Below are 24,505 nucleotides of genomic sequence, written 5' to 3' on the forward strand. Positions count from 1 at the left end.
TGCAGCCGGCTCCTGAAATTGACATCCAACATCAGCTTCCAACTTTCAGTATCCGTCTACACTGAGCTATCACTGAATAGTTGGACAAAACCATGTTGATTGGTTACGCCCGCGTCTCGACCGACGATCAACTCCTCGATCTGCAACGCGATGCGTTGGAGAAAGCGGGCTGTGAGCACCTCTTCGAGGACACCGCTAGTGGTGCCAAGGCCGAGCGCGTGCGGCTGACCGCCTTGCTGTCCACGTTGCGACGGGGCGACACCGTGGTGATTTGGCGCCTGGATCGCCTCGGCCGCTCGCTGAAGGACCTGATCCGATTGGTCGAGCAGCTGGACGCCGCCGGCGTTGGCCTGCGCAGCTTGCAGGAGAATATCGACACCGCCTCAATTGGAGGCCGCTTGGTGTATCACCTGTTCGGCGCCTTGGCCGAGTTCGAGCGCAACCTGATCCGCGAACGCACCCAAGCCGGCTTGTCCGCCGCGCGGGCTCGCGGACGCAAGGGCGGGCGCAAGAAACGGCTCGATCCGGCCAAGCAAGAACTGGCCCTGCGCCTCTATCACGAGCGGCAACACACCGTGGCGGAAATTTGCCGGATGATGGGCATCGGTCGCTCGACGCTCTACAACTACCTGACCGAGGCCGAGCGTGATGCCCAGCGGGCGGCGTAAAATCATTCCGACCGATTCGCTGATTCAATTGCGGCAGCGGCTCGACCGCTTGCCGAAAAAAAGCCCCGAAAGGACTGCTCAGGTGGCCGCGATAGCCGAGTTGTACGGCGTGTCGCCAAGCACCGTATACCGGGCGCTGAATCTCATCCATAAACCCCATGCGGCTCATCGGGCCGATTACGGCAAGCCGCGTGTGTTGCAGCAAGCCGAGCTGGAGTGCTACTGCGAGCTGATCGCCGCGCTGAAACTGCGAACCACCAATAAGCAAGGAAGGCACCTGTCCACCCGCCGCGCCATTGAGCTGCTGGAAGACTACGGGGTGGAGAGCGAGCAAGGCTTGGTCAAGGCGCCCAAAGGGGTGCTGACCCGCAGCACGGTGAACGAATACCTCAACCGCTGGCATCTGGATCAGTCACGGTTGTTGCGGCAGCCTCCAGCCACGCGTTTTCAGGCGACGCACAGCAACGACTGTTGGCAGTTCGACCTCTCGCCCTCCGACCTCAAACACATCGACAAACCGGACTGGATCGACCCGGCCAGGGGCGAGCCGACGCTGATGCTGTTCAGCGTGGTTGACGACCGCAGTGGCGTGGCCTATCAGGAATACCACTGTGTGTATGGCGAGGATGCGGAGTCGGCGTTGCGCTTCCTGTTCAACGCCATGGCGCCGAAAGCGGACCCTACCTTTCCCTTCCAGGGCCGTCCCAAGCTGATCTACTTGGACAACGGCCCGGTGGCCAAGCGCCGCGTCTTCCAGAACGTCATGCAGGCGCTGGGCATTGACTGGCAGACGCACATACCCGCCGGAAAGGATGGCACCCGCACCACGGCCCGCTCGAAAGGCAAGGTGGAGCGACCTTTTCGCACCGTGAAGGAAGCCCACGAGACGCTGTATCACTTCCACAAGCCGGAAACTGAAGCGCAGGCCAACGAATGGTTGCTGCGTTACCTGGTGCGCACCTACAACACCCAGGATCATCGCGCCGAACCGCATTCACGGATCGATGACTGGCTCGCCAACTTGCCTGTCGAGGGCCTGCGCGAGATGTGCACCTGGGAGCAGTTCTGCCGCTTCGCCCGCGAGCCGGAGCGGCGCAAGGTCGGCGTCGATGCGCGGGTCAGCATCGACGGTACGGCCTACGAGGTGGAGCCCGACATGGCCGGCGAAACCGTGATGTTGCTCTGGGGCTTGTTCGATGACGAACTCTATGCCGAGTTCGAGGGTGAGCGCTTCGGACCTTATTACCCGGTTTCCGGCCCCATTCCGCTGCACCGTTACCGCGCCTTCAAGCGTGGCAAGGCGGATGAGCGATCGGATCGCATTCGCTCGCTGGCTGACCAGCTTGGCCTGCCCATCGCCGCCTTGGCCGGGGACGATGTGCGGCTGATGCCGCCGGCCGTTCCCGTGTCACTGCCCCGCCAACCCTTCGATGCCGAGGCACATGAATACCGGTTTCCCAGCGTCATCGCCGCCAAACTGGCCATCGCCGATGATCTGGCGCAGCCGTTGGCTAAGCTCTCAGCCGACGATCAAGCCTACATCCATCAGGTGCTGAGCGAAACCCTCATACAGTGCATCGTACTGGAGCGCGTGCGGGGCTACTTCCGCCACAAGAAAATAGGAGAAGAACATGCGGGCTGAAGTGATGCAGCACTACGGACTGACGTTGCCACTGAACCAGGCCGGGTACTTTGAAACCGCCCACCATCAACAGTTGATCAAGGACATCAAGGGGGCAATCTTCGAAGGACGGCTGATTGCCCTGTGCGGTGTCATCGGCAGCGGTAAGACCGTGATGCTGCGCCGGCTGCAACAAGCGATGGAGGAGGAAAAGAAGATCACGGTTTCGAAATCACTGGCCATCGAGAAGCACAGCATCAAGTTGGCCACCTTCATCGCCGCGCTCTTCTACGACCTTTCCACCGAGAAACAGGTACGCATCCCGACCCAGGGCGAAAAACGAGAGCGTGACCTGCGCGAGTTGGTGAGGAAGAACAAGCGCCCGGTCGCCCTGTTCGTCGATGAGGCGCATGACCTCAACGGCCACACCCTGACCGGCCTGAAGCGCTTGATGGAGCTGGTCGAGGACGGCGACGGTCGGCTGTCCATTGTATTGGCCGGGCACCCCAAGCTGCGTAACGACCTGCGCCGACCGACGATGGAGGAAATCGGCTACCGCACTGACATTTTCTCGCTCGACGGCATCACTGGTAGCCAGCGGGAATATATTCATTGGTTGCTGGATACCTGTACGGCGGGAAAGGTCGAATCCGAGTCGATCTTGACTGAAGATGCCATTGATTTGCTCGCCACCAAGCTGCGCACACCCCTGCAAATCCAACTGCATCTTAGCTTGGCCCTGGAGGCCGGCTACCTGACCGGTGAGAAGCCCGTGTCGGCAGAACTCGTGCATTCAGTTTTGTCCCGCCAACTGGATGACCTGGAGCCGACTCTCACGCGCCACGGCTACCGCCTTAAGGAACTGGTGGAGCAGTTCGACGCCAAGCCCACCGAGATCAAGGCGTTGTTCAGCAATACGCTCGACCCGGCGCGGGCCGTCGAGCTGCGCGACAAGATGCTGGCAGCGGGCTTGCCGATTTGAGCCCCATTATTTGCAGCTAATCCTGGCTGGCGATGATGGAATGCAGGTCGGCACGGATCAATGCTGGTTCATTCGCAATCAATGCTGGTTGGCCGGGTCGGTCATTCGCAGTTAATTCTGGTCGAAAACCGCGATGATTGCAGGTCGGGACGTTTTCAAATGCAGGTCGCTACACCTAATTCTTCCGGATTAGGCACGCCGCGCAGATCCGCGAATGATTCATCAATGCTGTAGACCTCGACCGCAGGCACCATCGACTCAATGACACTCATGACCCGCTGGCTCATATCACCATAAAGCGCGTAGTTGGAAGAGAAGGCCACGATGCCGTGGCGGCGCAGTTTGTCCTTAATTTGGAAATACGGCTCGCCCATCTTCACGAACGGCTTTGCATCGTAGCTTCGAGCGATTACGCAACCATCGTTGTTACTGAGAACGACGACCGGAACCTTGGCCAAGTCCGGGCGAAACACACGCTCGCAGCTCGCATAAAAGCTGTTGCAGTCAATCAAGCCGAATACGGGCGGTGATTCAGACATGGCTGCGCACGCTGCTGGTTATCACCCCCCAAATGGCCAATTCGTCCCCATCCATGACGTAGCGCGGCGGATACTTGGGGTTTTCAGACAGTAGGATTACGTCCTTGCCCCGCAGGCAGAGCCGTTTACACAACGGCTCGTTGTTCAACAGCGCGATAACAATGTGACCGTGCACGGCTTCTATGGATCGATCTACCACCGCCAGGTCACCGTCAAAAATTCCAGCACCCTGCATGCTATCCCCGCTTATCGACGCGAGGTAAACGTGCGGCGCTCGGATGTTCAATACTTCATCGAGCGAGATTTGCTGCTCAATATGATCTGCTGCCGGCGACGGAAACCCAGCCGGTACGCGAAACGAACATAGGGGCAGGGGGACACCGCCTGCCGCGAGTGGTCCCAGGATGGAATAGCTCATGACGCACGCTTCCGAATACTGTACAAATGTACAGTTAACTTTGTTCGCACAGTCCGGTCAATTTATATCTAGCGGATGCAGATAGACGGGGCGCCCTGGAGCGCGACGGCGGGACAATCAGGAGATGAGTAATGTGCAGCCATTATGAGGCCCCCAGCCCTGGACAACTTGCCTTGGCGTTCGGCGTTGAGCCTATTGAACAAGCCAAATTGGACCTTTGGCCTGGTTATTTCGGTCCCTTTGTCCGGGGGGTGGCCAACCGGGACGATCAGGAGGACTTCGATTCAGCGCGGGAGTTGCTATCGGGCTCGTTTGGCCTGATACCTGGTTGGAGCAAAGACACGAAAATTGCCCGGCGCTGCTACAACGCCCGGTCAGAAACTGCGGCTGTTAAACCCTCATTTCGCAACGCTTGGAAGTACGCTCAACATTGCATCATTCCGGCGGCCGCCATCTATGAACCCGACTGGCGCAGCGGTAAAGCGATCGCAACCCGAATCACTCGAAGCGACAACGAGCCTATGGGCATCGCTGGCTTATGGGAACGATGGAGAAGTCCATCAGGGGAAGATATTTTTAGCTACTCAATGCTAACGGTTAATGCTGATGACCATTCGTTCATGCGTAATTATCATCGAGCAGGTGACGAAAAACGTATGGTGGTGGTTCTGCCGAAGGGTCTCTATCACGATTGGCTAACCGCGCCTGCGACCGCGAGCATGGAGTTTATGCGTCAGTACCCGGCAGACCGGCTAAGCGTTGGYCAAATTGGGGTTTGGGGAGCAACGGAACCAAAAACCAACGTAAGGCGGGATTAGTGTTCGCTGCTGCCGTGAACATGGGCGGTTACCACCTCGTTCGAGGCTGTCGGGTTATCATCCCCCCAAACCGTGGCCGGCACGAATGCAGAAGCCCTCAGTGGTCTAGCCACAACCCACAAAATTAACGGCTAAAGTCGTCGCACTCGCTCATGAGCGATCTGGACATTGGTAAACCATGAATGCAGTAGAAATTGAGTCCGCAATATCGGAACTGGCCCTCCAGCCCTTCGACACGGCGGAGTTCCCGTTCGCCTTTCTGGCCGCGTTCGGCAGTAAGGACACGGCCCTCAAGCGCCTGCGTGCAGGCAACAACAACGCATCGGATGTGGCCGGTGGCGTGCTACTGCGCAACAACATTCATATCGCCGCATGCGAAGCCGGCACCGTGGGCGAAACCCTCAAGGCATTGCGCGCTAGCCCGGCCACCACAAAAGCCAAAGCCAAGTTCATCCTTGCCACCGATGGCCAAACCCTTGAGGCCGAAGAGCTGATCGGAGGTGAAACCATCACCTGCGCTTATTCGGACTTCCCCAACCACTTCGGCTTTCTCCTGCCTCTGGCCGGCATCTCCACCATCAAGGAGATCAAGGACAACCCCATCGACGTGCGTGCTACGGGCCGCCTAAACAAGCTGTACGTTGAACTGCTAAGCGAAAACCCGGACTGGGCCAAGGCCGATCGCCGCCATGACATGAACCATTTCATGGCGCGCTTGATCTTCTGCTTCTTCGCCGAAGACACCGACATCTTCAATGGTGAGGGCTTGTTCACCCTGACCGTGGAGCGTATGAGCGAGCGCGACGGCTCCAACACCCATGAGGTGCTGGAAACCATCTTCCGCGCCATGAACATCAAGGTTGCCGAGCGCACCAATGCCCTACCCCGGTTGCCGAACTGGGCCAATGGCTTCCCCTACGTGAATGGTGGCCTATTCTCCGGCAGCACAGAAGTGCCAAGCTTCACCCGCATGGCGCGCACTTATCTGCTGCACGCCGGCAACCTGAACTGGAAACAGATCAACCCTGATATTTTCGGCAGCATGATCCAGGCCGTGGCCGACGATGAAGAGCGCGGCGCTTTGGGTCTGCACTACACCAGCGTGCCCAACATCCTCAAGGTGTTGAACCCGTTATTCCTGGATGACCTGCGCGTGCAGTTGGCCGAAGCCGATGATAACGAGCGTAAGCTGCTGAACCTGCGCAAGCGGATGGCGCGCATCCGTGTGTTTGACCCGGCCTGCGGTTCCGGTAATTTCCTAGTGATTGCCTACAAGCAGATGCGCGAGATCGAGGCGGAAATCAACCGCCGCCGAGGAGAACCGCACCTGGGAAGCGAGATACCGCTGACCAACTATCGAGGCATTGAGCTGCGCGACTTCCCGGCGGAAATTGCCCGTTTGGCGCTCATCATTGCCGAGTTCCAGTGCGATGTGTTGTATCGCGGGCAGAAGGACGCGCTGGCAGAGTTTCTACCACTGGATGCGCAGAACTGGATCATTTGCGGCAATGCGTTGCGTCTAGACTGGTTAAGCATCTGCCCTCCTACGGGCACGGATGTGAAGGTGGTGGCCGATGACTTATTCGGAACGCCGCTCAATCAAACGGAAATTAACTTCGAGAACGAAGGCGGTGAGACATATATTTGCGGCAATCCACCGTATATTGGAAACACCTGGCAAACAGCCGAACAAAAAGCAGATATTCGCAGCGTGGTTAATGGGCGCACCACTTCAACGGGCTTTCTCGACTATGTAGCGGGCTGGTTCATTAAAGCTGCCGATTGGATTGCCGAAGTTCAAGGCGTGGCGGCATTCGTGAGTACCAATTCCGTCTGCCAGGGGCAGTCAGTGCCAATTCTCTGGCCAATTCTGTACGACACTACATGTGATATCCATTTTGCGTATACCTCGTTTAAATGGGCGAACCTTGCCAGCCACAACGCCGGCGTCACAGTAGCAATTGTCGGTATTGGTGGGCCAGCCAATACGACGCGTCATCTGTATGAACATCAAGACGACGGCACGGTTGTTTTACGGCAAGGCTCTTCCATTACGCCCTATCTGACTATTGGTCCGCGCGTCATTGTTGACAAGACTAAGGCGCCAATGTCCGGGCTGGGAGTGATGGAGTTCGGTAACAAGCCCAGCGACGGTGGACATTTGTTGCTAAGTCGCGACCAACTTAACGAACTTATGCTGACTCCTGCACAGAGAGAACGCTTCATTCGTCGCATCTCTGGCTCGGATGATTTTATTAATGGCGGCCTGCGATTTTGCATCTGGATTGAAGATGAATACCTGCTAGAGGCACAGGCGATTCCCGTACTTAACGAGCGCATTGAAGCAGTGCGAAGGGTGCGGCTAGCGAGTCCGGATAAGGGTGCCAACCTGCTTGCGAAGCGGGCGCATCAGCTGAAATTGATGCGTATTGGAAAGAAAAATACCATTGTTGTTCCAATACATTCTTCGGAACGAAGAGACTACCTTCCAATTGGGATAGCAGACAGTCATACCACGCTCACTAATGCAGCATGTGGGCTCTACGATGAGCCACTATGGAATATGGCAATCCTTGGATCCCGGCTGCACTTGATGTGGGTGGCGACGGTATGTGGAAAGATAAAAAATGACTACCGCTATTCCAACACACTCGGATGGAATACTTTCCCAGTGCCGTTGCTCACAGAGCAGAACAAGGCCGAGCTGACTGTTTGTGCCGAAGATATTTTGCTAGCCCGAGAGACGCACTTCCCCGCCACTATTGGCGAACTGTACGAACCGGAGAGCATGCCGGAGAACTTGCGTCACGCGCACGAGCGTAACGACGAAGTACTGGAGCGCATCTACATCGGTCGTCGTTTTAAGAATGACACGGAACGGTTGGAAAAGTTGTTTGATCTCTACACTAAAATGATCGCAGCTGAAGCCAACGCCGCACCTAAAGCAAAAAGGAAGAAGAAAGCGTGACGGACCCAACCAGAAGCAACCCAACCAACACCTACACCGTGCCGTCGGTGTCCATCAGCACGGCACGCACGGGCATATCCAGCAAGGCCAATGCTCTGGGAATGCGCGCCATGCAGGAGCGCGCCTATGCCAAGCGCGGCGAGCAGTACCTGCTGATCAAATCGCCACCCGCTTCGGGCAAATCCCGCGCGCTGATGTTCATCGCGCTGGACAAACTTCAGAACCAGGGCTTGCAGCAGGCCATTGTCGTGGTGCCAGAGCGCTCTATTGGCGGCAGCTTTGCCGATGAGCCCCTGAGCCAATACGGTTTCTATTGGGATTGGCAGGTGGCACCCCAATGGAACCTATGCAACGCCCCAGGCATAGACGAGCCCCGTGTGGCCAAGTCCAAGGTGGACGCTGTGCGTAAGTTCTTGGAAAGCACTGACAAGGCGCTAGTCTGCACCCATGCCACCTTCCGCTTTGCGGTGGAAGAGTTGGGCATCGAAGCCTTTGACAACCGCCTGATCGCTATCGACGAGTTCCACCATGTTTCCGCCAATCCAGACAACATACTGGGAAGCCAGCTGGGCACCTTCATCACCCGCGACAAGGTGCATCTGGTGGCCATGACTGGCTCCTACTTCCGTGGCGATAGCGAAGCGGTGCTGGGCCCGGCGGATGAAGCCAAGTTTGAGACGGTTACCTACACCTACTATGAGCAACTCAACGGCTACCGCTGGCTCAAGTCGCTGGACATCGGCTACTTCTTCTATACAGGCCGCTACGTTGATGCCGTCGCCAAGGTGTTGGACCCGGCACTGAAAACCATCATCCATATCCCCAATGTGAACGCCCGCGAAAGCCTCAAGGACAAGGAGCGCGAGGTCAATGAAATCATGAGCGCGCTGGGGGACTGGCAAGGGGTAGATCTGGCCACGGGCTTCCATCTAATCAAGGCGAAGAATGGCCGCACACTGAGGGTGGCTGACTTGGTAGATGACAGCGATCCAGCCAAGCGAACCAGAGTACTCGCTGCGTTGAAAGATCCGGCGCAGAAGGACAACCGTGACAACGTGGATGTCATCATCGCGCTCGGCATGGCGAAAGAAGGCTTTGACTGGATCTGGTGCGAACATGCACTGACCATTGGCTACCGTAGCAGCCTGACCGAAATCGTGCAGATCATTGGCCGCGCTACCCGTGATGCCGAGGGCAAGGAACGATCGCGCTTCACCAACCTGATCGCGGAGCCAGCGGCCGAACAAGCCGCTGTGGCTGAGGCGGTGAACGACATGCTCAAGGCCATTTCCGCCAGCCTGCTGATGGAACAAGTGCTAGCCCCTCGCTATGAGTTCACCCCCAAACACATTGGCCCGAAAGAGGGCTTCGATTACGGCGAAGAAGGCTACAAAAGCGACGGCCACAACGTCGGCGTGAACAAAGACACCGGCCAGATTCATGTGGAGATCAACGGGCTGACCACGCCGCAAAGCAGGGAGGCCACTCGCATTTGCAAGGAAGACCTGAACGAAGTCGTCACCAATTTTTTGCAGGACAAAGCTGTTCTGGAGCGCGGCCTGTTTGATAAGGAAAACACCCTGCCCGAAGAGCTGACCCAGCTGCGTATGGGCAAGATCGTGCGCGAGCGTTACCCGGACTTGAGCGAGGCCGACCAGGAAGCCATCCGCCAGCACGCCATCGCGGCCATGAACATTACCCAGCAGGCCAAGTTGGCCTTGGCACAAGCCGATGCCAACGACGACGGCATGCCTCAAGGCAGTACGGCGTTACTGGATGGTGTGCGCAAGTTCGTTAACGTGCGCGACCTGGACATTGACCTGATCGACCGCATCAACCCCTTCGATGCCGCCTATGCGGTGCTGGCGAAAGCGATGGATGAGAAATCACTGCGCCAGGTGCAAGCCAGCATTGCGGCTAAGAAGGTGAGCATTCCCGAAGACGAAGCCCGCGAGCTGGCAAAACGCGCTTTGCAGTTCAAGAACGAGCGTGGTCGCCTGCCAGACATCAATTCCGCCGATGCATGGGAAAAGCGCATGGCTGAAGGCGTGGCCGCGCTGGCACGTTACCGCGCCCAAGCCAAGGCGGCACAGGCGCTGGGAGAGTCAGGCAATGGCTAATATGAACGATGACGAACTTCTCGACGCGCTGGGTGTAGAAGTCACCCCGCTCAAGGCAGCAAACCGAACCCCACGCGAGGAACGTATCATCACAGGCTTCGAGGACATTCTGCGCTTTCATCAGATCCATGGCCGCGCTCCGCTGCATGGCGAGGACTGCGACATTTTCGAGCGCCTCTATGCAGTGCGCCTGGATCAGCTACGCAAGTTGCCAGAAGCACAAACCCTGCTGGCCGGGCTGGATGGCCCCGGCCTGCTATCTGGTGCCGCAGCGGCCTCGACAGACATGGATGATATGGACGAAGACGCCTTGCTGGCCGAGCTGGGTGTTGGCGATGAGCCCGCCGACCAGAACGACATCACCGTGCTGCGCCATGTACGTTCTAGCACTGAAAAACGTGCAGCAGAGGAAATAGCCGACCGTACGCCTTGTGCGGACTTTAACAAGTTCCAACCTCTGTTCGAGCAGGTAGAGCGGGATCTGAAGTCTAGCGCTCGCAAAACCCTTCGTTTTGGACGCGATACCAGCATTGAAACCGGGAACTACTTCATCGTGGGTGGGCAGCTAGCCTATGTGGCGGAAATCGGCGAAACCATCAAGGCTCCCAATGGCGAAAGCGATGCACGCTTGCGCGTCATCTATGCCAACGGTACGGAAAGCAACTTGCTGCGCCGCTCGCTACAACGGGCACTCTACAAGGACGACACCGGCCGCCGCCTGACCGACCCAGACATAGGGCCTCTTTTTGGCGATGCGCCAGAGCCTGACGACATTGAAAGCGGAACCATTTATGTGCTGCGCAGCCTGTCTGGTCACCCCTTCGTCGCTGAGCACCGCGAGCTGATCCACAAGATCGGCGTGACCGGCGGCAAGGTGGAGACGCGCATCGCAGGCGCGGAAAAAGATGCCACTTATCTGTTGGCCGACGTGGAGGTGGTCGCAACCTACAAGCTCCACAACCTAAACCGCACCAGGTTAGAAAATATCTTCCACCGCGTGTTCGGTGCAGCACAGCTCGACCTGACCATAGAAGACCGCTTCGGCCATCCGGTTAAACCGAGGGAGTGGTTCCTGGTGCCGCTTCATGTGATTGACGAAGCGGTTGAGCGTATTCGGGATGGATCGATTACCGATGTTGCCTATGACCCCCAAACAGCTCGCTTGGTCAGCTAAGGACACTGAAGGGGCACAGCAAACCGCATCAAATACAGTAGCCTTCAAGGAGAGCGTATGGCGGACGAAACTGAAGCGGTAGGGGGGGCACGTCCGCTACAAATAGCCAAAGGCAGGCTGGGCTTAAGTAAACTTTCTGTTCCATTGCTCCCCAAACCCCAAATTCAGGACTGATAACACACGAAACGCGGACACAAAAAACCGCCAGGACTGGGCCATGGCGGTTTCATACGTGGTTACATCATTGACCCCAGCGATCCTGCCACAGCTGATAAGCACGATGTACGCACACAGCAGCTGTAAGCAGGTGCCGAAGAATACGAACGAAATCGTCCATATGCCAGTACCTGTAAAAGGGTCCTGCTCTACAGCGGCACCGACCGGAACGCGCACGCTGAAGGGAGTGTCTGACGCTCCCAACGAGCTGGATAGGGGGGATAAATCGGCCTCTAGACATCGGTCAGGGTTCCTACACCCGTTCTGCCCGAGGGCCTGCTTTTGAATCTGGAGCTACTGTAATATGGAATTCTGCAGGTTCAAACTCAATTCATCTCTAATTCCTATGAAACTTGATGCACTAAGTTGTGGATAAGGTCGCAAACCCTTTTGGCATAAGGCCTGTAGCGCAGTAGACATTCGCAAATATCCCGACGAATAGAATTACTTAACTACCCATTTTTAATGGGTCTTTACCGGGGGTTTTGCGGGGCCAATTCGACGCTCAATTCGGCTACTGTTCGACCGATGGTGTGCATTGTTGGGTAATTTTAGTGGCACCATAATTAACGACGCTTTACTATCGGCCYGTCTGACGCTCTCAACGAGTCTCTAAAAAGGGTCTAAGCCTTTTTTAGAAAGAAAAACCGCCTTCCTACGGGCGGTTTTTTTTCGTCCGTCGTTTTTCGCAAACACAAAAACATCTTTTTCAAATGCTCGGTACCAGGACTCGGTAAATCGTCCGACCAGGTACGCGGCGCGCGCTGGGTGCCGGTGCGCTCACGGCGGGAGAAGGTGCGCACCTGGGCGAGTTTGACGGCGGTGGGCCGGTTTGCGGATGGTATCGGGCTGCGCGGGTTTATCGTGGAGCTGTGACCGGTCACGGGCCTGAATCGCAGGCAAAAAAAAGCCGCCTTAAGGAGGGCGGCTTTTTCGTGGCAAGTCCGGTAAGGGCCGGGCTTGCGTACTCACAGGGAGCATTCACGTACCGACAGGGTACAAGGTGGCACTACTGGTGGCAATAATTAACGATTGACGGTTTCGTGGCGCGCGCAAAACACAAGATGTAGTAAAAAAGTCTGTTTTTGATGGTTTTTTGAGCAAAAATAAAACAGGGCAAAAATTCAGAAAAAAAAATCTTCGCCCGCCAACTCGCTCAAGGCCCCGTAAATCCTCGCTCCGACGGAAATGCGACCGCCGTCGTCCGTTCCGTGAGCCATTACGCCGCACCACGGCTGGAAAATACTCGTTACCATAGGGCCAGTACCGCGTGTGTCCCGGCCGGCATGGCCCGACGCGCGCTGACCACCTCCTGACACGGCCTTAAGGAAGCCGTGCGGATGACTCAGGACGGTGTCCATCAGCTTCGCCACCTCACAGGGAGCATTCACGTGATCCCGAAGGCACACAAGTCCGGGGAGTGTGCTGGAGGTTGGCCCAACCATAAGGGCCAAACCATGCGGAAATTGCTGAAGCATGTGTGGGACGTCTTGCTGGTTTGTGTACGTGTCCATCACGTTTACGAACTGTGGCGAGATCGCTTCAAGGACCTGTAAAAAGGTCGGCAAGAGGAACCGCTTGAGCTTCGGCTTGAGCGGTTTTTTTTCGTCCATAGAAAGCCCCGCCGTTTCGGGTTGAGCAGGGGCGCGTCACGCGCGTATGCGTCCGGCCAAGTCATCTACCCAGCCCCGCAACGCCAAGACATGGTGTGCACTTAAATTTAAGTGGGCACCAGTTCTAGCCTTTTAAGCGGGTATTTCATGCAGCCAACGCGCCGTTCCTATTCCAAATCCTTCAAGGCTCAGGTCATTCAAGAGTGCGCCCAGCCCGGCGCATCGATCGCCAGCATCGCCCTCAGCCATAGACTCAACGCCAACCTCGTGCACAAATGGATTCGGGTGCAAACGCAGAAAAGCTCGGCGCTTCAACCTGCATTCATCCCATTGCCTATGCAAACAACAGCGCACCTATCTTCATCGAATATCAGTGTTGAGATTCTGCATCCACGCGGCACCGTCAAAGTGAATTGGCCAACCGATAGTGCTGCTGCCTGCGCCGCGTTCCTTCGAGACCTGTTGCGATGATCCGCATCGACGCCATCTGGCTCGCCACCGAGCCCATGGACATGCGCGCCGGTACCGAGACCGCGCTGGCCAGGGTGATCGCGGTCTTCGGTGCGGCGAAGCCGCACTGCGCTTATCTGTTTGCCAATCGCCGGGCCAATCGCATGAAAGTGCTGGTACACGATGGGATTGGTGTTTGGCTGGCCGCACGTCGCTTGAACCAGGGCAAATTTCACTGGCCAAGCCTTCGTCAAGGCAGCGAAATGCAGTTGGATACCGAACAACTTCAGGCCTTGGTGCTCGGTCTACCTTGGCAACGTGTTGGAGCTGGCGGTGCAATCACGTTGCTTTAAAAACTGTAATTAGCGTATTGGCTGGCTGTCGCCGGTGGTCGGCTTTGGTAAAATCCACGGCATGACTTCCTCGCCCAATCTCGATCAAATGACCCCCGACCAACTGCGTGCCTTCGCTGCGCAGTTGCTGTCGCAAGTCGAGACCATGGGCAAGACGGTCGAAACCATGGGCAAGAAGATCAACCGCGATCAAACGGTGATCGAGAAGCTGACCCACGAGATCGCGCAACTCAAGCGTTTGAAGTTTGCCAAGCGCAGTGAGCAGATGAATCCTGAGCAGGCCAGCCTGCTTGATGACCTGATCGATACCGATATCGCGGCGATTGAGGCCGAGCTCCAAGCGTTGCAAATAACGCCAGCGGCGACCGAGAAAAAGCAAAAACCTAAGCGTACGGCGTTGCCGCCGGAGTTCCCACGCACGCTGATCCACCACGAACCGGATAACACTCACTGCCCTTGCGGCTGTGCACTCAAGCGCATTGGTGAGGACGTCAGTGAGAAGCTGGACTACACACCAGGCGTTTTCACCGTTGAGCGCCATGTTCGTGGCAAGTGGGTTTGCGATGACTGCGAAACACTGATCCAGGCGCCTGTACCGGCGCAGGTCATCGACAAGGGCATCCCGACCGCAGGATTGCTGGCCCACGTCATGATCGCGAAGTTCGCTGACCATCTGCCGCTTTATCGTCAGGAATCGATTTTCGGTCGCGCCGGCTTGGCGATTCCACGCTCGACTTTGGCTCAATGGGTGGGCGTTACGGGCGTGCAGTTGCAGCCCCTGGTCGATGCCCTGCGTGACGTGGTGATGGGACAGCAAGTCATCCACGCGGATGAAACACCTGTTCAGATSCTTGCTCCGGGCTCGAAAAAAACCCACCGTTCTTATGTTTGGGCTTACGCCACCAGCCAGTTCTGCGAAACAGCCGCTGTCGTCTATGACTTCAGCCCCAGCCGCGCCGGTGAGCATGCTCGCAACTTCCTGCAAGACTGGAAAGGTAAGTTGGTCTGCGACGATTTTGGCGGTTACAAAGCCAGCTTCGAACTCGGCGTGACGGAGATCGGCTGCATGGCCCATGCCCGGCGCAAGTTCTTTGAATTGCACGCCACCAACAAAAGCCAGGTCGCCGAGCAGGCCCTGCGCTACATCCAGTTGCTGTATGAAATCGAGAGCGAAGTCCGCGATCTGCAACCGGATTTACGGCGCCGAATACGACAAGAAAAAGCCGGGCCGGTGATGGATAGGATGCATGCCTGGATGATCGCCCAGCGTGATCTTGTGCCCGAAGGTTCGGCTATCAGCAGAGCACTCGATTACAGCCTCAAACGCTGGGCAGCGCTGTCGCGTTACCTCAATGACGGGGCCGTACCCATTGATAATAATTGGGCGGAGAACCAGATCCGACCATGGGCTCTTGGACGCAAAAACTGGCTCTTCGCCGGATCGCTACGCAGCGGAAAAAGGGCGGCGGCGATCATGAGCTTGATCCAGTCTGCGCGGCTGAATGGTCATGATCCGTACGCTTATCTAAAGGATGTTCTCACGCGCCTGCCGACGCAGCGGGCGAGTGAAATCGAGCAGCTGCTTCCACATAATTGGAAGCCGGTTTAATCACGCAAGACGTGATGCCCGGACGCATACTCACGCGCGAACGCCGGGCACAAAAAAACCGCCTTGGAAGGGCGGTTGATTTGTGCGCGGCGAATTGGAGGAAATGACTGGTCAGGTCGAATGCAAGCGGGTGGTCAAGTAGAGTGCAATTTCACATTAGCCAGCTCTGTTTCATTAAGCGGCTAAAAAAGGCCAGGAATAACCCCAGCCTTTTCATCGTTTCAGCAGCCTCTAGCAGCAGGCGCGTATCAGATTTTGTTGACCTTCCTGTTCTGAAGCTTGGCGCCCTCCTCCTGCGATAGCTCACCCTTCACTTTGCCAACCCCACGGGAATAAGACACTTCGTAGCATTGCCCTACCACTGGTTCTTTCCCCAGTGCCTGGTCGAAAATTTTGCGGTCGTGTTTCACAACGGTGGTCTTGCCTTTGCCATCGTCCGGGCCGAACTGATAGACATTCTGCTTATCGACGTGCAGCACCTGGCCACCGAATTGCTGAGGGTGAACCTTCTTGCTCGCATCATTCGCGCCGCTCAGTTGATAAATACCTTTTGGCAGGCCGTTTTCGCCAAGCACCTTTTGGGTTTGCCACCCAGCGGCGCCGTTTTGCCCGACTCCAGGTACAACCTGGTCGATCTGCCGGCTACCGTTCAGGATCACAATTTTGACCGATCCAACTTCAGGCACTGGAGCGACCCCTACGTCGCCAGTATTGCGCGGGGCACCAATTTCGCCGTGCTTCATGTGTATCTCCTTTTGGGGTTGTCGCGTAAAACGCTCCAGGTCAACTGTGGCCGGCTGACCGTTATGGGTGAACGTCAACGGCTCGGCCTGCGGCTGCTGCTGGAAGCGCTCCAGGTTGATCGTGGCTGGTTCACCGTTATGGGTGAACGTCAGCGGCTCCGGGGCTACTGGACGCTTTACTTCGACTGGGGCTGGCTGTTCGGCCTGCGGTTGTGGCTTAAAGCGCTCCAGGTCAATCGTGGCCGGCTGACCGTTATGGGTGAACGTCAACGGCTCGGGGCCGCCACTTTCTCCGTGTTTCATATGTATCTCCTTTTCGTCTTGTGACACTTGTGTTCCGTCGCTCACGACGCCTCCTAGCGGCTAATGACGCGACGGGTTTGCTGCTTGTCCTCGATGCCTTGGACGCGCTCCTGGATGGGCTGCTGTACCTTGACCTGGTGCTGCTCGATGACCTTGGCAACGGCGTTGTTCACTTGGCGTTCCAACCCCTCGCGCTCGAGTGAGCTTTTTGTTGCAAGGTCGTTGAAGTCAGTAAGCCGTTTCATTTTGTCCAGGGCTGCAAGCTGCGCATCACTGAGCATTTCTGCCTTCAACTCCGCAGCTCGTTCAGATTGCGCAGGATCGCCGGCCGAAGGGCCATCTTGGCTAATCAACGCCTTGAGTTCTCCAGCAGCTTGCGTGTGCTTGCGATAAGCCTGGGGGGTGATTGCTGGCAGCGTGTCGGGGTAAACAACCTCTCCAGGTGCGAAGGTAGGGAATATGGCTTTCCCTCCTACTGCCTTGGCCGCTTCAACCGCTTTCGTTCGACCAGCATTAGTACCGTGGGTCATGACCTGGTGCCGATCGTCGTCGCCAGCGATGACGATCGGCTTATCAGGGAATTTCGCGTGCAATGCTTTCGCCACGGCCGGCAGGTTGCCGGAGTCGAAAGCGGCCACGGTTGCATGGCCGAGGCTGGAAGCCAGTGTGCTTGCTGTTGCATAGCCTTCGGCGATGACAATAACCGGCGCCGCTGCAAGCGCATCGAGGCCACCCAACGGGTGAAAACACCCCTCCTTCCGACCATCCTTGGCAAAGCGCTTGGTGCCGTCTTTCTGGATGTATTGGGCTGTCCACTGCTTGCCATTTTCGTCTATGGCCGGAATCACTGTTTCTTTGCCGGCTTTGTCGGTTAGGACGCCAGACAAGGGCTGGATTCCTTTTGCACTCATGTACGGGGTCAGCTCGACCACGGGCACCAGGCTTTCCATGCTGCGAGTTACTTTCGCTGCAACGGCTTCATGCGTTTTGAGCAATGCGGCTTCCCGGGCCTGTAGCTTGGTTGCAGCATCGGCCTGCAAGGTTGCTTTTTGCTCGTCGGTAAGGGAATAGCCTTTGCTTTTCCACTTCATATCGACGCCGGTTTTGTTGTTTATCAAAACGCCTGCGGGATGACCGTCTAAATGAGCAACATAGAAGCCATCCGTTGCGCCTGTTCTGCCACCAACGACAGGAACACGGTGTTTTTTTCCATCCATGATGGGATGGTTATCTTTCCCTCCCGGAATCAGGCCCACGGCCTCCATAGCGCCAATGAACTCTTCGCGTACATCCAGTGCCGGCGACTGTTCGTTGCTGACGTTTTCAGGCTTCCAACGGGCCAGGGCGGCTGTATCTCCATCAGGGCCGATGTACCAGGACTTCGCAGCCTTATCCCAAGCGGCTCCAGCGGCCTTTGCAGCCGATCTTTCGCCGTAGGGAACCGCTAGGTACTCGCGCGCGGATTTAGGCGTGGATGCCACTTGAGGGGCCTCTGTACGCTCTTGCGCGGTTTCCGCGGCTTCCACCTTCGGGGCCGGATTCAGCCAATGAGCGAACGCCTCTTTGTCGAGGTCGGCCGGGATGTACCAGGACTTTTCCTGCCGATCCCATTTGGCGCCCAGCTCACTAGCCTGCTCCTTCTCCTTGAATGGAACATGAAGGTAGGTTTTATCCGTGGCCGGTGCCTGGTTGCTCTGCGCAGCCTGTTCTATTACGGCCTCGCTTTCTTTAACCACTAAAACCGGGCGGTCGATGGCATTCGCCTCAACCTGGGCATGGCTATTGATCGCCGCCAGTCGGTCGGCCTGATTTTGTGCTTCTTCCTGGGTTTCGTAATCAGCCAACCAAACGGCCTTGCCTTCCTGGTCGCGGGCATACAGGCCGTAAAACTCCGGCGCCTCATCACCTTCAACCATGTGAACGCCTTCCTTGTCAGGATCTGTAGCAATACCCACGACCTGAGTTTCACCCGACCAATCACCCGGCAATTCGTAGCCCAACGCTTGCCCACTGGTGACGCCAAGCAGGCGCCCAAAACTTGCCTTTAATTCAGGCTCCGGCTCGCTGCGTACATTGCGCAACGCGGTCGCAACCATCTGCTCGTTAGGGTTTAGCGGCATTGGCTCAGGCGCAACATTGACGCTTTCCTGCACCTGGTCACGCTTCGCTACATCAGCGCGGCGGTGCTGTTCATCGGCAACGACTTCTTGCGCACGCTGGATTTTTTCGGCAACGGTATCCACGTCATTAAACATCGCCTCCATCGCTTCTTCGCGCTGCGCCCAAAAAGCATTGTCGTTGGCCAGCGGCTGCATGGCGGCCAGCACCTGGTCAAAGACTTGCAACTGATCGTCAGTCATTCGTCGTGCTACTTGGTCAAGGTCTGCGCGCTCAATGGCGCGCAATGCCCAGTCCTCGGCCTGAATGTTCGGGCGCTCTGGCTGTGCCGGGATCTGCATACTTGCCCCCTGCTCGTTCGGCTCGTCCTTGAGCTTTTGAGGTTGTTGCGTTTGGCCCTGCGTCTGGATCTGCTGCTGCTCCAGGCCGAGAACAAAGGTCTGAATTTTTTCTGCGTCAGAGGCCGCGCGGAAAATCTCCAGCGGGTCGTTCTGCAGAGCCTTAATCCAGGACTGAACATAGGATGCGTGCTGGCCTGGGTCATGCCCAATGCCCAGCTCATCACCTAGGATCATGCTTGCGATTTCAGCGCGCAATTCTTCTTTGGCGTACCCTTCCGACCCGAACGGATGTGACAAGTCCCGATCAAGGCGCGAGCCGTGGCCCGTCCAGTGGCCCAGCTCATGAAGCGCCGTTGCGTAGTAGTTATCGGCGCTGGGGAATTGGGCCTTGTCTGGCAACTGAATGTTGTCAGTAGATGGCCTGTAATACGCCCTATCGCCACCGTGCCGAATATCAGCCCCGGAGGCTTGCAGGATCGTCTCTGCACGCTCCAGTGCATTCCACGTCTGGGCTGGTTTCTGATAAAGAGGCAAGCCGTCGATCTGTTCTGCGTTGAAGACGTTCGCCATGAACATTTTCGGCCGCTCCAGGCGCACGCGAACCTTGACCGGATCGCCCTTACCGTCCAGCACTGGCTTGTTGTTCTCGTCGCGCTTGGTTTGTTCTTCTTCAAACTTCCAATACTGGATGGATGTGCTTTTTTCGCCCTTGCGTACCTGGGCGCCGGCTGCCTTGGCCTGGTTGAACGTCAACCAGCGCTGATCGTCGCGGCCCTGAGAAAGCAAATGAATGGCGTTGATACCCTTGTACCGTTTGCCGGTAGTAGGGTTGAAGGGCATCATGCCGCCGCCGTCTCCGGCCTTCCAAGGCATCTGCCAAGGGGCCGTGCCTTGCTTTAGCTGCTCGATCAGCTTTTCTGCCACTACTTCGTGGAATGGTTTTTTAGGTTCCATGGCTTGTTCCCGCTTGAACTGGGCGTTATCAGATTCAGGGAAGTTTTGCTGTGACCGGCTGCGGTCGTGCATCCCTTCGGCAACCATTGCCGTGATGGTGATAAGGTCGTTGATCCGCATCGGTCGCGAACGCTCGATACAGGTTTCAACGAACACTCGGTTGCCCTCAATCGCATTGCCAGGCGTCTGCCGATTAAGTGGTTCGCACGCAAATGCGAACACCTCCTCTGCTTTTAGCGAGTCGTCTGCCTCTGGATAGAGCTGAGCAACTTCGGCCCAAAGATCGGACATTCCGGGTTCTTCGCGGGCGGCGATAATTCCGTCTAGGACTGCTCGTTTTTCGGCGGGGGTGAAGGTGTTGATCCCAAAGTGTCCAAGGATCTCGTGCCTAAGAGTTTCTTTAAACTCGTCCGAGTCACGAAAATTGGAAGTGGCAAAGTCTGCTTGTCGGATTCCGGGACGAAATGAACCGAGGATTCCTCCAACGGCTTCTCTGGTGGCTTGCGGTCCATAAAGTTCCTCCTGGGTTTCTCTGAGCTTGTAGCTAATTGTGGACGCTACCGGGTAGGTAGCGCAGAACTCGATTACTAACGCCTTGGCATCATCGACGGATAACGTCATTGAATGTCGCCTCCGTTATTGGTCGTCGCTGCTTTCAGCGGCGTCCTCGACGCTCAAGGCGTCTTCCGTGAAACTGCCGGCCTGGTCGGCTTCGTCGGGGTCAAACTCGACTTCAAAACCCGGCACCATTGCGTCGGTCAGCTTTTCATTAAGCACATCATTTTGGTCACTCATGGTCATGCTCCTTTCGCAACGGCGGGCTTGGCGATGTTGGCCTTGGCCAGATTCGGTTTGCCTTTGAAATCGGGATAGCTAGCGGAGCAAGTTGGGTACCCGCTGCACGCCCAAAAATGAGTGTTGGGCTTCTTGCCATCGCGGCGAATCAGGCCCTTTTGGCATTGGCTGCATTTGTAAATGGTGGAGACTTTCGGCGCCTGCTTGGCTCCGGCGATTTTTACTGCGCCCTGGTTGGCTTTAGCCACCTGGTCGCGGATAAGCGTTTCTTGTTTATCCATGAATGCCTGCATATCACCGCCGCCCTGCTCGATGGCGAGCAACATGCGCTCATACATCGCGGTCAGCACTGGGCTTTTCACGACTTCTGGCAAAGCGTCGATCATGCTGCGGCCCAGCTCGGTACTGACAAGAGCCTTGCCCTTGTCGGCCAGGAAGTTGCGGCGTTTCAATTCTTCGATGATTGAAGCGCGAGTAGCTGAGGTGCCAATGCCGTCACCGTCGCGGAGCATTTTTTTATGCTCTTTGTCGTCCACGTACTTGTGGATGTTCTCCATCGCCTGGGTCAAAGAGCCTTCGGTGAATCGGGCCGGTGGCTTGGTCTTGGAGTCGCGGCGCATAGCTTTGAGGCAAGCGGTCTGATCGCCAGTTTTCATACTTGGCAGGCTTTGCGACCCTGCGTCTTCGCCATCACCTTCGCCTTCCTCGGAGTCGTTGGAAGCGTCAACGCCGAAAGCGTCTTTCCAGCCATTTTTTGTTACCACGTTACCGTGAGCAAAAAACTGTTCGCCGGAAACGTCCAGCTCGACAGCGGTATTCAGATACTCATGAACGGGGTAAAACTGAGCCAGGTAGTAACGAACAATGAGGTTGTGAATGGCTCGTTCTTCACTGCTGAGCTTCGACGCATCACCAGCCTGAACGGTTGGAATGATGCCGTGGTGCGCAGTGACTTTTGCGTCGTTCCAGGTCTTGGATTTGATTTTTGGGTTGGCCCCGTCAATCAGACTTTCCAGCTCTGGCACTACACCTTTGAGCGCTTCCAGGATGGCCGGCGCATCAGCAAATTGCGACTCGGGCAAATAGGCGCAATCTGTACGCGGGTAGGACGTGAGCTTGTGAGTTTCATACAGCGATTGGCAGGTGGCCAAAACTGTAGCGGCACTGTAGCCAAAGTGTTTGGACGCCAGAACGGTAACGTCTGTAAGCGACAGTGATTTTGGCTGTGCTTTCGTCTTCGGCTCTTGCTTGTAGCTTGTGATTTTGCCGGCCTGTCCGGACAACGATTTGACCAGGGCATCTGCCACGGCGGTATTGGTCAAGCGACCTTCTTCGTCCAAACCTTCCTGATCTTCGCGCGGCCTCCAGTCGGCCAAAAACTGACCGCCTTCGTGCTTGAAGGCTGCACGGATTCCGTGGAATGGAATCGCCTTGAAGCCTTCAATCAGTCGGTCACGCATAACAACCAGATTCAAGGTCGGTGTTTGTACTCGACCGACTGTCAGCAGTGCCCGCGAACCGCCTCGGATCGCGCGCAGTGTGAATGCACGACTGAGGTTCATCCCAATCAGCCAGTCAGCGCGTCCACGCGCTTCCGCTGCATCTGCGAAGCCTGCATATGCCTTGTTGTCTTTGAGGGAGTCCAGGCCCCGGCGCACGGACACTGAATCAAGCGCGCTGCACCAGTAACGCATTACTGGTTTGTTGTTGCCGAACAGCAGTCTTACTGGCTGATCGACAAGCAGTTGCCCTTCCCTGTCCGGGTCGCCGGCATGAACAATTTGATCGGCTTTCGCGTAGAGCCTGGCAACAATGTCCAATTGCTCCTGGGCGTCGTCGCGCGGGTTGTATTGCCATTCTTCCGGGATAATTGGCAGGTCTTCGATACGCCAGATTTTTTTCCCGTTCTCCGCGCGCGGTGCGTCTGCGGCAGTGTAAGTATCGGGGTCAGCCTGCTCCAGCATGTGCCCGAAAAACCAGGTCACTATGTCAGAACCGCACTCGATGTAGCCCTTACCCTTGCCGGTTTGGCCCAACTCGGCGGCGATTGCTTTTGCTACGGATGGTTTCTCTGCGATGAATAGACGCATACGGTCATTCTCCTTTCCAGGTCAGTACAGGCCGAATCACCGACGTGACCTGGCTGCGAGTAATCGGGCCGAAATAACGGCCATCGAAGGATGTAGGGCTGCTATCGGACATAAGCAAAAGCTCTGAGGCGCCCAGCGTGTAACGCTCCGAGGAAAGCTGGGGCAGTGGACGGCCTACACCGTCTTCGGCTACAGGTTTGCTGTAGGGAAGGATTTCACCGTTGACCGTCACGCCCTGCGGTGTCACGGCGATGGTGTCGCCTTTAGCAGCTAAAATTTTCTTCATCAGGTGGCCGAAGTTTCCAGGGCAAAAACCGGCGTCGATGTATCCCCGCGCTTTGGCGTCCACAAAGACTTTCCGCTCTGGCGGGCAGAACATCACATATGCGCCTTTAGTGATTGGCGCGTCAGTAATCCAGTACAAACCAAGCTCTAGGCTCTTACTCGTATTGAATCGACCACCTGCTGCGTAAATACCGCCTGCGACTACCCCCACGCCAATACTTGCAGCGAGGGTGATACCTGCGACGATCCGAAGGCCCTTGCGCATAGTCATATGGCAATGGCCTCCTTAGCCGTTGGTTCGTTTTGCAGGCGCAGCCTGTCGGTGTCCTTTGGTTCCTCGACGGCCGCGCGCGCGGTGAATGTCGGGTCTTGGAAGTACAGAGGCTGCTCGCCATAAATGGCCGGGAAGCCTGCGACGTAAACGACCATATCCCCCGCCTGGGTAATCTGACCTTCCGAGTCTTTTTTAGGGCCAGGCATGCGCAAGCATTCATCATCGGTCAGCAATGGCCGCTGGACTTCCTGCATCGTCCTGGATACTTGCCCCATGAACACACCAGCGCGCTTGCCGCTGGTAGTGATTTGCTCCTTCACGACCGTAGTAACGCCGGTCAGCTTGGAAAGGTGCTGTGCGGTTTCGATCCGGTTAGGTGGATAGGCATTCTGTACGTGGCAGTTAGAGGTAATCGTTTCGTCAGGGCCGTAGCCTGTTTCGCGGCTCTTGAGCTGGTTAATATCCTGGCAAATCAGATAGAACTTGATCCCATAGCCAGCAACGAAAGCCAGCGACTCTTGCAGGATTTCCAGCTTCCCGAGGCTTGGGAATTCGTCAATCATGCCAAGCAGGCGATGTTTGTAATTCTTCTTGGAACGAACGTAGGAAAGGGCCTGCTGTTTGAATCCCAGTCGATCTAGGAAACGAGGCCAGGCCGGCATTTCTGCATTGACGCGCTCAAACTCCATTTTGTCTGCAAGCAAGCGAACAATCATGTTGACCAGGACGCGCACCAATGGCCGCAACCGAGCCTTGTCGTTTGGCTGGGTAACGATGTACAGGCTTACCGGGCTGTCATGGTTCATCAAGTCTTTGATGCGCCACTGCGACTTGCTGACGTTACGCGCTACAACTGGATCACGATAAAGGGCCAGATACGATTTCGCGGTAGACAGAACCGAGCCCGCTTCTTCTTCCGGCCTATCCATCATGTCGCGTCCAGCCGATCCAATGACCGGATGATTCTCGCCATTGACGTGACTGTACTGCGTCATTTCCATCCATAGTTCGCCAACGTCCCTGTTGGGATCGGCAAGCATGGTATCGACGTAA

The 24,505-nt window shown here is 56.6% G+C and carries 18 protein-coding genes and 1 pseudogene; 10 read left to right on the forward strand and 9 right to left on the reverse strand.

What is annotated here, in order from left to right; genetic code table 11:
- Nucleotides 1-92: 92 nt before the first annotated feature.
- From AC1DSG_RS00735 to AC1DSG_RS00745, 3 genes are read left to right on the forward strand one after another with little or no spacing between them, the layout of a single operon-like run.
- Nucleotides 93-668, forward strand: a complete 576-nt coding sequence (locus tag AC1DSG_RS00735; protein WP_175389895.1) for a recombinase family protein — start codon at nt 93-95, stop codon at nt 666-668.
- Nucleotides 669-672: 4 nt separating this feature from the next.
- A complete protein-coding gene (locus AC1DSG_RS00740) occupies nt 673-2,310 on the forward strand; it encodes an IS481 family transposase (RefSeq protein WP_294281967.1) in 1,638 nt (545 codons plus the stop codon).
- Entirely contained in the window at nt 2,300-3,271 is a 972-nt protein-coding gene (locus tag AC1DSG_RS00745; RefSeq protein WP_175389897.1) for an ExeA family protein, read from the forward strand. The genes AC1DSG_RS00740 and AC1DSG_RS00745 overlap by 11 nt, the downstream gene beginning before the upstream one ends.
- A 173-nt stretch (nt 3,272-3,444) precedes the next feature.
- Here AC1DSG_RS00745 and AC1DSG_RS00750 read toward each other — a convergent pair.
- Both AC1DSG_RS00750 and AC1DSG_RS00755 read right to left on the reverse strand, forming a co-directional pair.
- Nucleotides 3,445-3,810, reverse strand: a pseudogene (locus tag AC1DSG_RS00750) (Y-family DNA polymerase); the annotation flags it as partial.
- Nucleotides 3,803-4,228, reverse strand: coding sequence for a LexA family protein (locus tag AC1DSG_RS00755; protein WP_153433506.1), 426 nt, complete (start codon nt 4,226-4,228; stop codon nt 3,803-3,805). The pseudogene AC1DSG_RS00750 and the gene AC1DSG_RS00755, both read right to left, overlap by 8 nt.
- Nucleotides 4,229-4,359: 131 nt before the next feature.
- On the opposite strand from AC1DSG_RS00755, the gene AC1DSG_RS00760 reads away from it, so the two are divergent.
- The 4 genes from AC1DSG_RS00760 to AC1DSG_RS00775 all read left to right on the forward strand — a co-directional run bounded on the left by AC1DSG_RS00760 (nt 4,360) and on the right by AC1DSG_RS00775 (nt 11,308).
- Entirely contained in the window at nt 4,360-5,046 is a 687-nt protein-coding gene (locus AC1DSG_RS00760) for an SOS response-associated peptidase (RefSeq protein ID WP_477789138.1), read from the forward strand.
- 178 nt (nt 5,047-5,224) lie between these two features.
- Nucleotides 5,225-8,014, forward strand: coding sequence for a class I SAM-dependent DNA methyltransferase (locus AC1DSG_RS00765; RefSeq protein ID WP_477789139.1), 2,790 nt, complete (start codon nt 5,225-5,227; stop codon nt 8,012-8,014).
- Nucleotides 8,011-10,134, forward strand: a complete 2,124-nt coding sequence (locus tag AC1DSG_RS00770; RefSeq protein WP_477789140.1) for a DEAD/DEAH box helicase — start codon at nt 8,011-8,013, stop codon at nt 10,132-10,134. Before AC1DSG_RS00765 ends, AC1DSG_RS00770 begins: the two co-directional genes overlap by 4 nt.
- Nucleotides 10,127-11,308 (forward strand): GIY-YIG nuclease family protein, encoded by a 1,182-nt coding sequence (locus AC1DSG_RS00775; RefSeq protein WP_477789141.1) that lies wholly within the window; start codon nt 10,127-10,129, stop codon nt 11,306-11,308. Before AC1DSG_RS00770 ends, AC1DSG_RS00775 begins: the two co-directional genes overlap by 8 nt.
- A gap of 1,340 nt (nt 11,309-12,648) precedes the next feature.
- On the opposite strand, the gene AC1DSG_RS00780 is transcribed toward AC1DSG_RS00775, so the two are convergent.
- Entirely contained in the window at nt 12,649-13,137 is a 489-nt protein-coding gene (locus AC1DSG_RS00780) for a hypothetical protein (protein WP_477789142.1), read from the reverse strand.
- A 147-nt stretch (nt 13,138-13,284) separates the two neighbouring features.
- Here AC1DSG_RS00780 and tnpA point away from each other — a divergent pair, with 147 nt between their 5' ends.
- The 3 genes from tnpA (at nt 13,285) to tnpC (ending at nt 15,549) form a co-directional block, all read left to right on the forward strand.
- The gene (tnpA, locus tag AC1DSG_RS00785) at nt 13,285-13,608 is read left to right on the forward strand and encodes an IS66-like element accessory protein TnpA (RefSeq protein ID WP_477789143.1); all 324 of its coding nucleotides are present in this window, start codon (nt 13,285-13,287) and stop codon (nt 13,606-13,608) included.
- Complete coding sequence (gene tnpB / locus AC1DSG_RS00790) at nt 13,605-13,940, forward strand: IS66 family insertion sequence element accessory protein TnpB (RefSeq protein WP_057397211.1); 336 nt, start codon at nt 13,605-13,607, stop codon at nt 13,938-13,940. Before tnpA ends, tnpB begins: the two co-directional genes overlap by 4 nt.
- A 61-nt stretch (nt 13,941-14,001) precedes the next feature.
- On the forward strand, nt 14,002-15,549 hold the full coding sequence (gene tnpC / locus AC1DSG_RS00795; protein ID WP_477789144.1) for an IS66 family transposase: 1,548 nt from the start codon (nt 14,002-14,004) through the stop codon (nt 15,547-15,549).
- A 248-nt stretch (nt 15,550-15,797) separates the two neighbouring features.
- On the opposite strand, the gene AC1DSG_RS00800 is transcribed toward tnpC, so the two are convergent.
- From AC1DSG_RS00800 to AC1DSG_RS00825, 6 genes are all read right to left on the reverse strand, one after another.
- Nucleotides 15,798-16,640: a KfrB domain-containing protein gene (locus AC1DSG_RS00800; protein ID WP_477789145.1), complete on the reverse strand. Its 843-nt coding sequence runs from the start codon at nt 16,638-16,640 to the stop codon at nt 15,798-15,800.
- A gap of 8 nt (nt 16,641-16,648) precedes the next feature.
- A complete protein-coding gene (locus AC1DSG_RS00805; RefSeq protein WP_477789146.1) occupies nt 16,649-20,629 on the reverse strand; it encodes a zincin-like metallopeptidase domain-containing protein in 3,981 nt (1,326 codons plus the stop codon).
- Between the two features lie 15 nt (nt 20,630-20,644).
- Nucleotides 20,645-20,803 carry a hypothetical protein gene (locus tag AC1DSG_RS00810; protein ID WP_477789147.1) on the reverse strand — a complete coding sequence of 53 codons (159 nt, stop codon included), beginning with the start codon at nt 20,801-20,803 and terminating at the stop codon, nt 20,645-20,647.
- Nucleotides 20,804-20,805: 2 nt separating this feature from the next.
- A complete protein-coding gene (locus AC1DSG_RS00815) occupies nt 20,806-22,893 on the reverse strand; it encodes a DNA topoisomerase 3 (RefSeq protein WP_477789148.1) in 2,088 nt (695 codons plus the stop codon).
- A 4-nt stretch (nt 22,894-22,897) separates the two neighbouring features.
- Nucleotides 22,898-23,449 carry a conjugative transfer signal peptidase TraF gene (gene traF / locus AC1DSG_RS00820; RefSeq protein WP_477789149.1) on the reverse strand — a complete coding sequence of 184 codons (552 nt, stop codon included), beginning with the start codon at nt 23,447-23,449 and terminating at the stop codon, nt 22,898-22,900.
- Nucleotides 23,446-24,505, reverse strand: a 1,060-nt coding sequence (locus AC1DSG_RS00825) for a type IV secretory system conjugative DNA transfer family protein (RefSeq protein ID WP_477789150.1), incomplete at its 5' end; no start/stop codon positions are given. The genes traF and AC1DSG_RS00825, both read right to left, overlap by 4 nt.

This window comes from Pseudomonas sp. P5_A12, assembly GCF_056400685.1.

Bases quoted from the DNA above. Each gene is read 5' to 3' on its own strand.
- AC1DSG_RS00735 (WP_175389895.1), top strand. From the start codon at position 93: ATGTTGATTGGTTACGCCCGCGTCTCGACCGACGATCAACTCCTCGAT.
- AC1DSG_RS00745 (WP_175389897.1), top strand. From the start codon at position 2,300: ATGCGGGCTGAAGTGATGCAGCACTACGGACTGACGTTGCCACTGAAC.
- AC1DSG_RS00755 (WP_153433506.1), bottom strand. From the start codon at position 4,228: ATGAGCTATTCCATCCTGGGACCACTCGCGGCAGGCGGTGTCCCCCTG.
- AC1DSG_RS00765 (WP_477789139.1), top strand. From the start codon at position 5,225: ATGAATGCAGTAGAAATTGAGTCCGCAATATCGGAACTGGCCCTCCAG.
- AC1DSG_RS00775 (WP_477789141.1), top strand. From the start codon at position 10,127: ATGGCTAATATGAACGATGACGAACTTCTCGACGCGCTGGGTGTAGAA.
- AC1DSG_RS00780 (WP_477789142.1), bottom strand. From the start codon at position 13,137: ATGGACGAAAAAAAACCGCTCAAGCCGAAGCTCAAGCGGTTCCTCTTG.
- tnpA (WP_477789143.1), top strand. From the start codon at position 13,285: ATGCAGCCAACGCGCCGTTCCTATTCCAAATCCTTCAAGGCTCAGGTC.
- tnpB (WP_057397211.1), top strand. From the start codon at position 13,605: ATGATCCGCATCGACGCCATCTGGCTCGCCACCGAGCCCATGGACATG.
- AC1DSG_RS00805 (WP_477789146.1), bottom strand. From the start codon at position 20,629: ATGACGTTATCCGTCGATGATGCCAAGGCGTTAGTAATCGAGTTCTGC.
- AC1DSG_RS00810 (WP_477789147.1), bottom strand. From the start codon at position 20,803: ATGAGTGACCAAAATGATGTGCTTAATGAAAAGCTGACCGACGCAATG.
- AC1DSG_RS00815 (WP_477789148.1), bottom strand. From the start codon at position 22,893: ATGCGTCTATTCATCGCAGAGAAACCATCCGTAGCAAAAGCAATCGCC.
- traF (WP_477789149.1), bottom strand. From the start codon at position 23,449: ATGACTATGCGCAAGGGCCTTCGGATCGTCGCAGGTATCACCCTCGCT.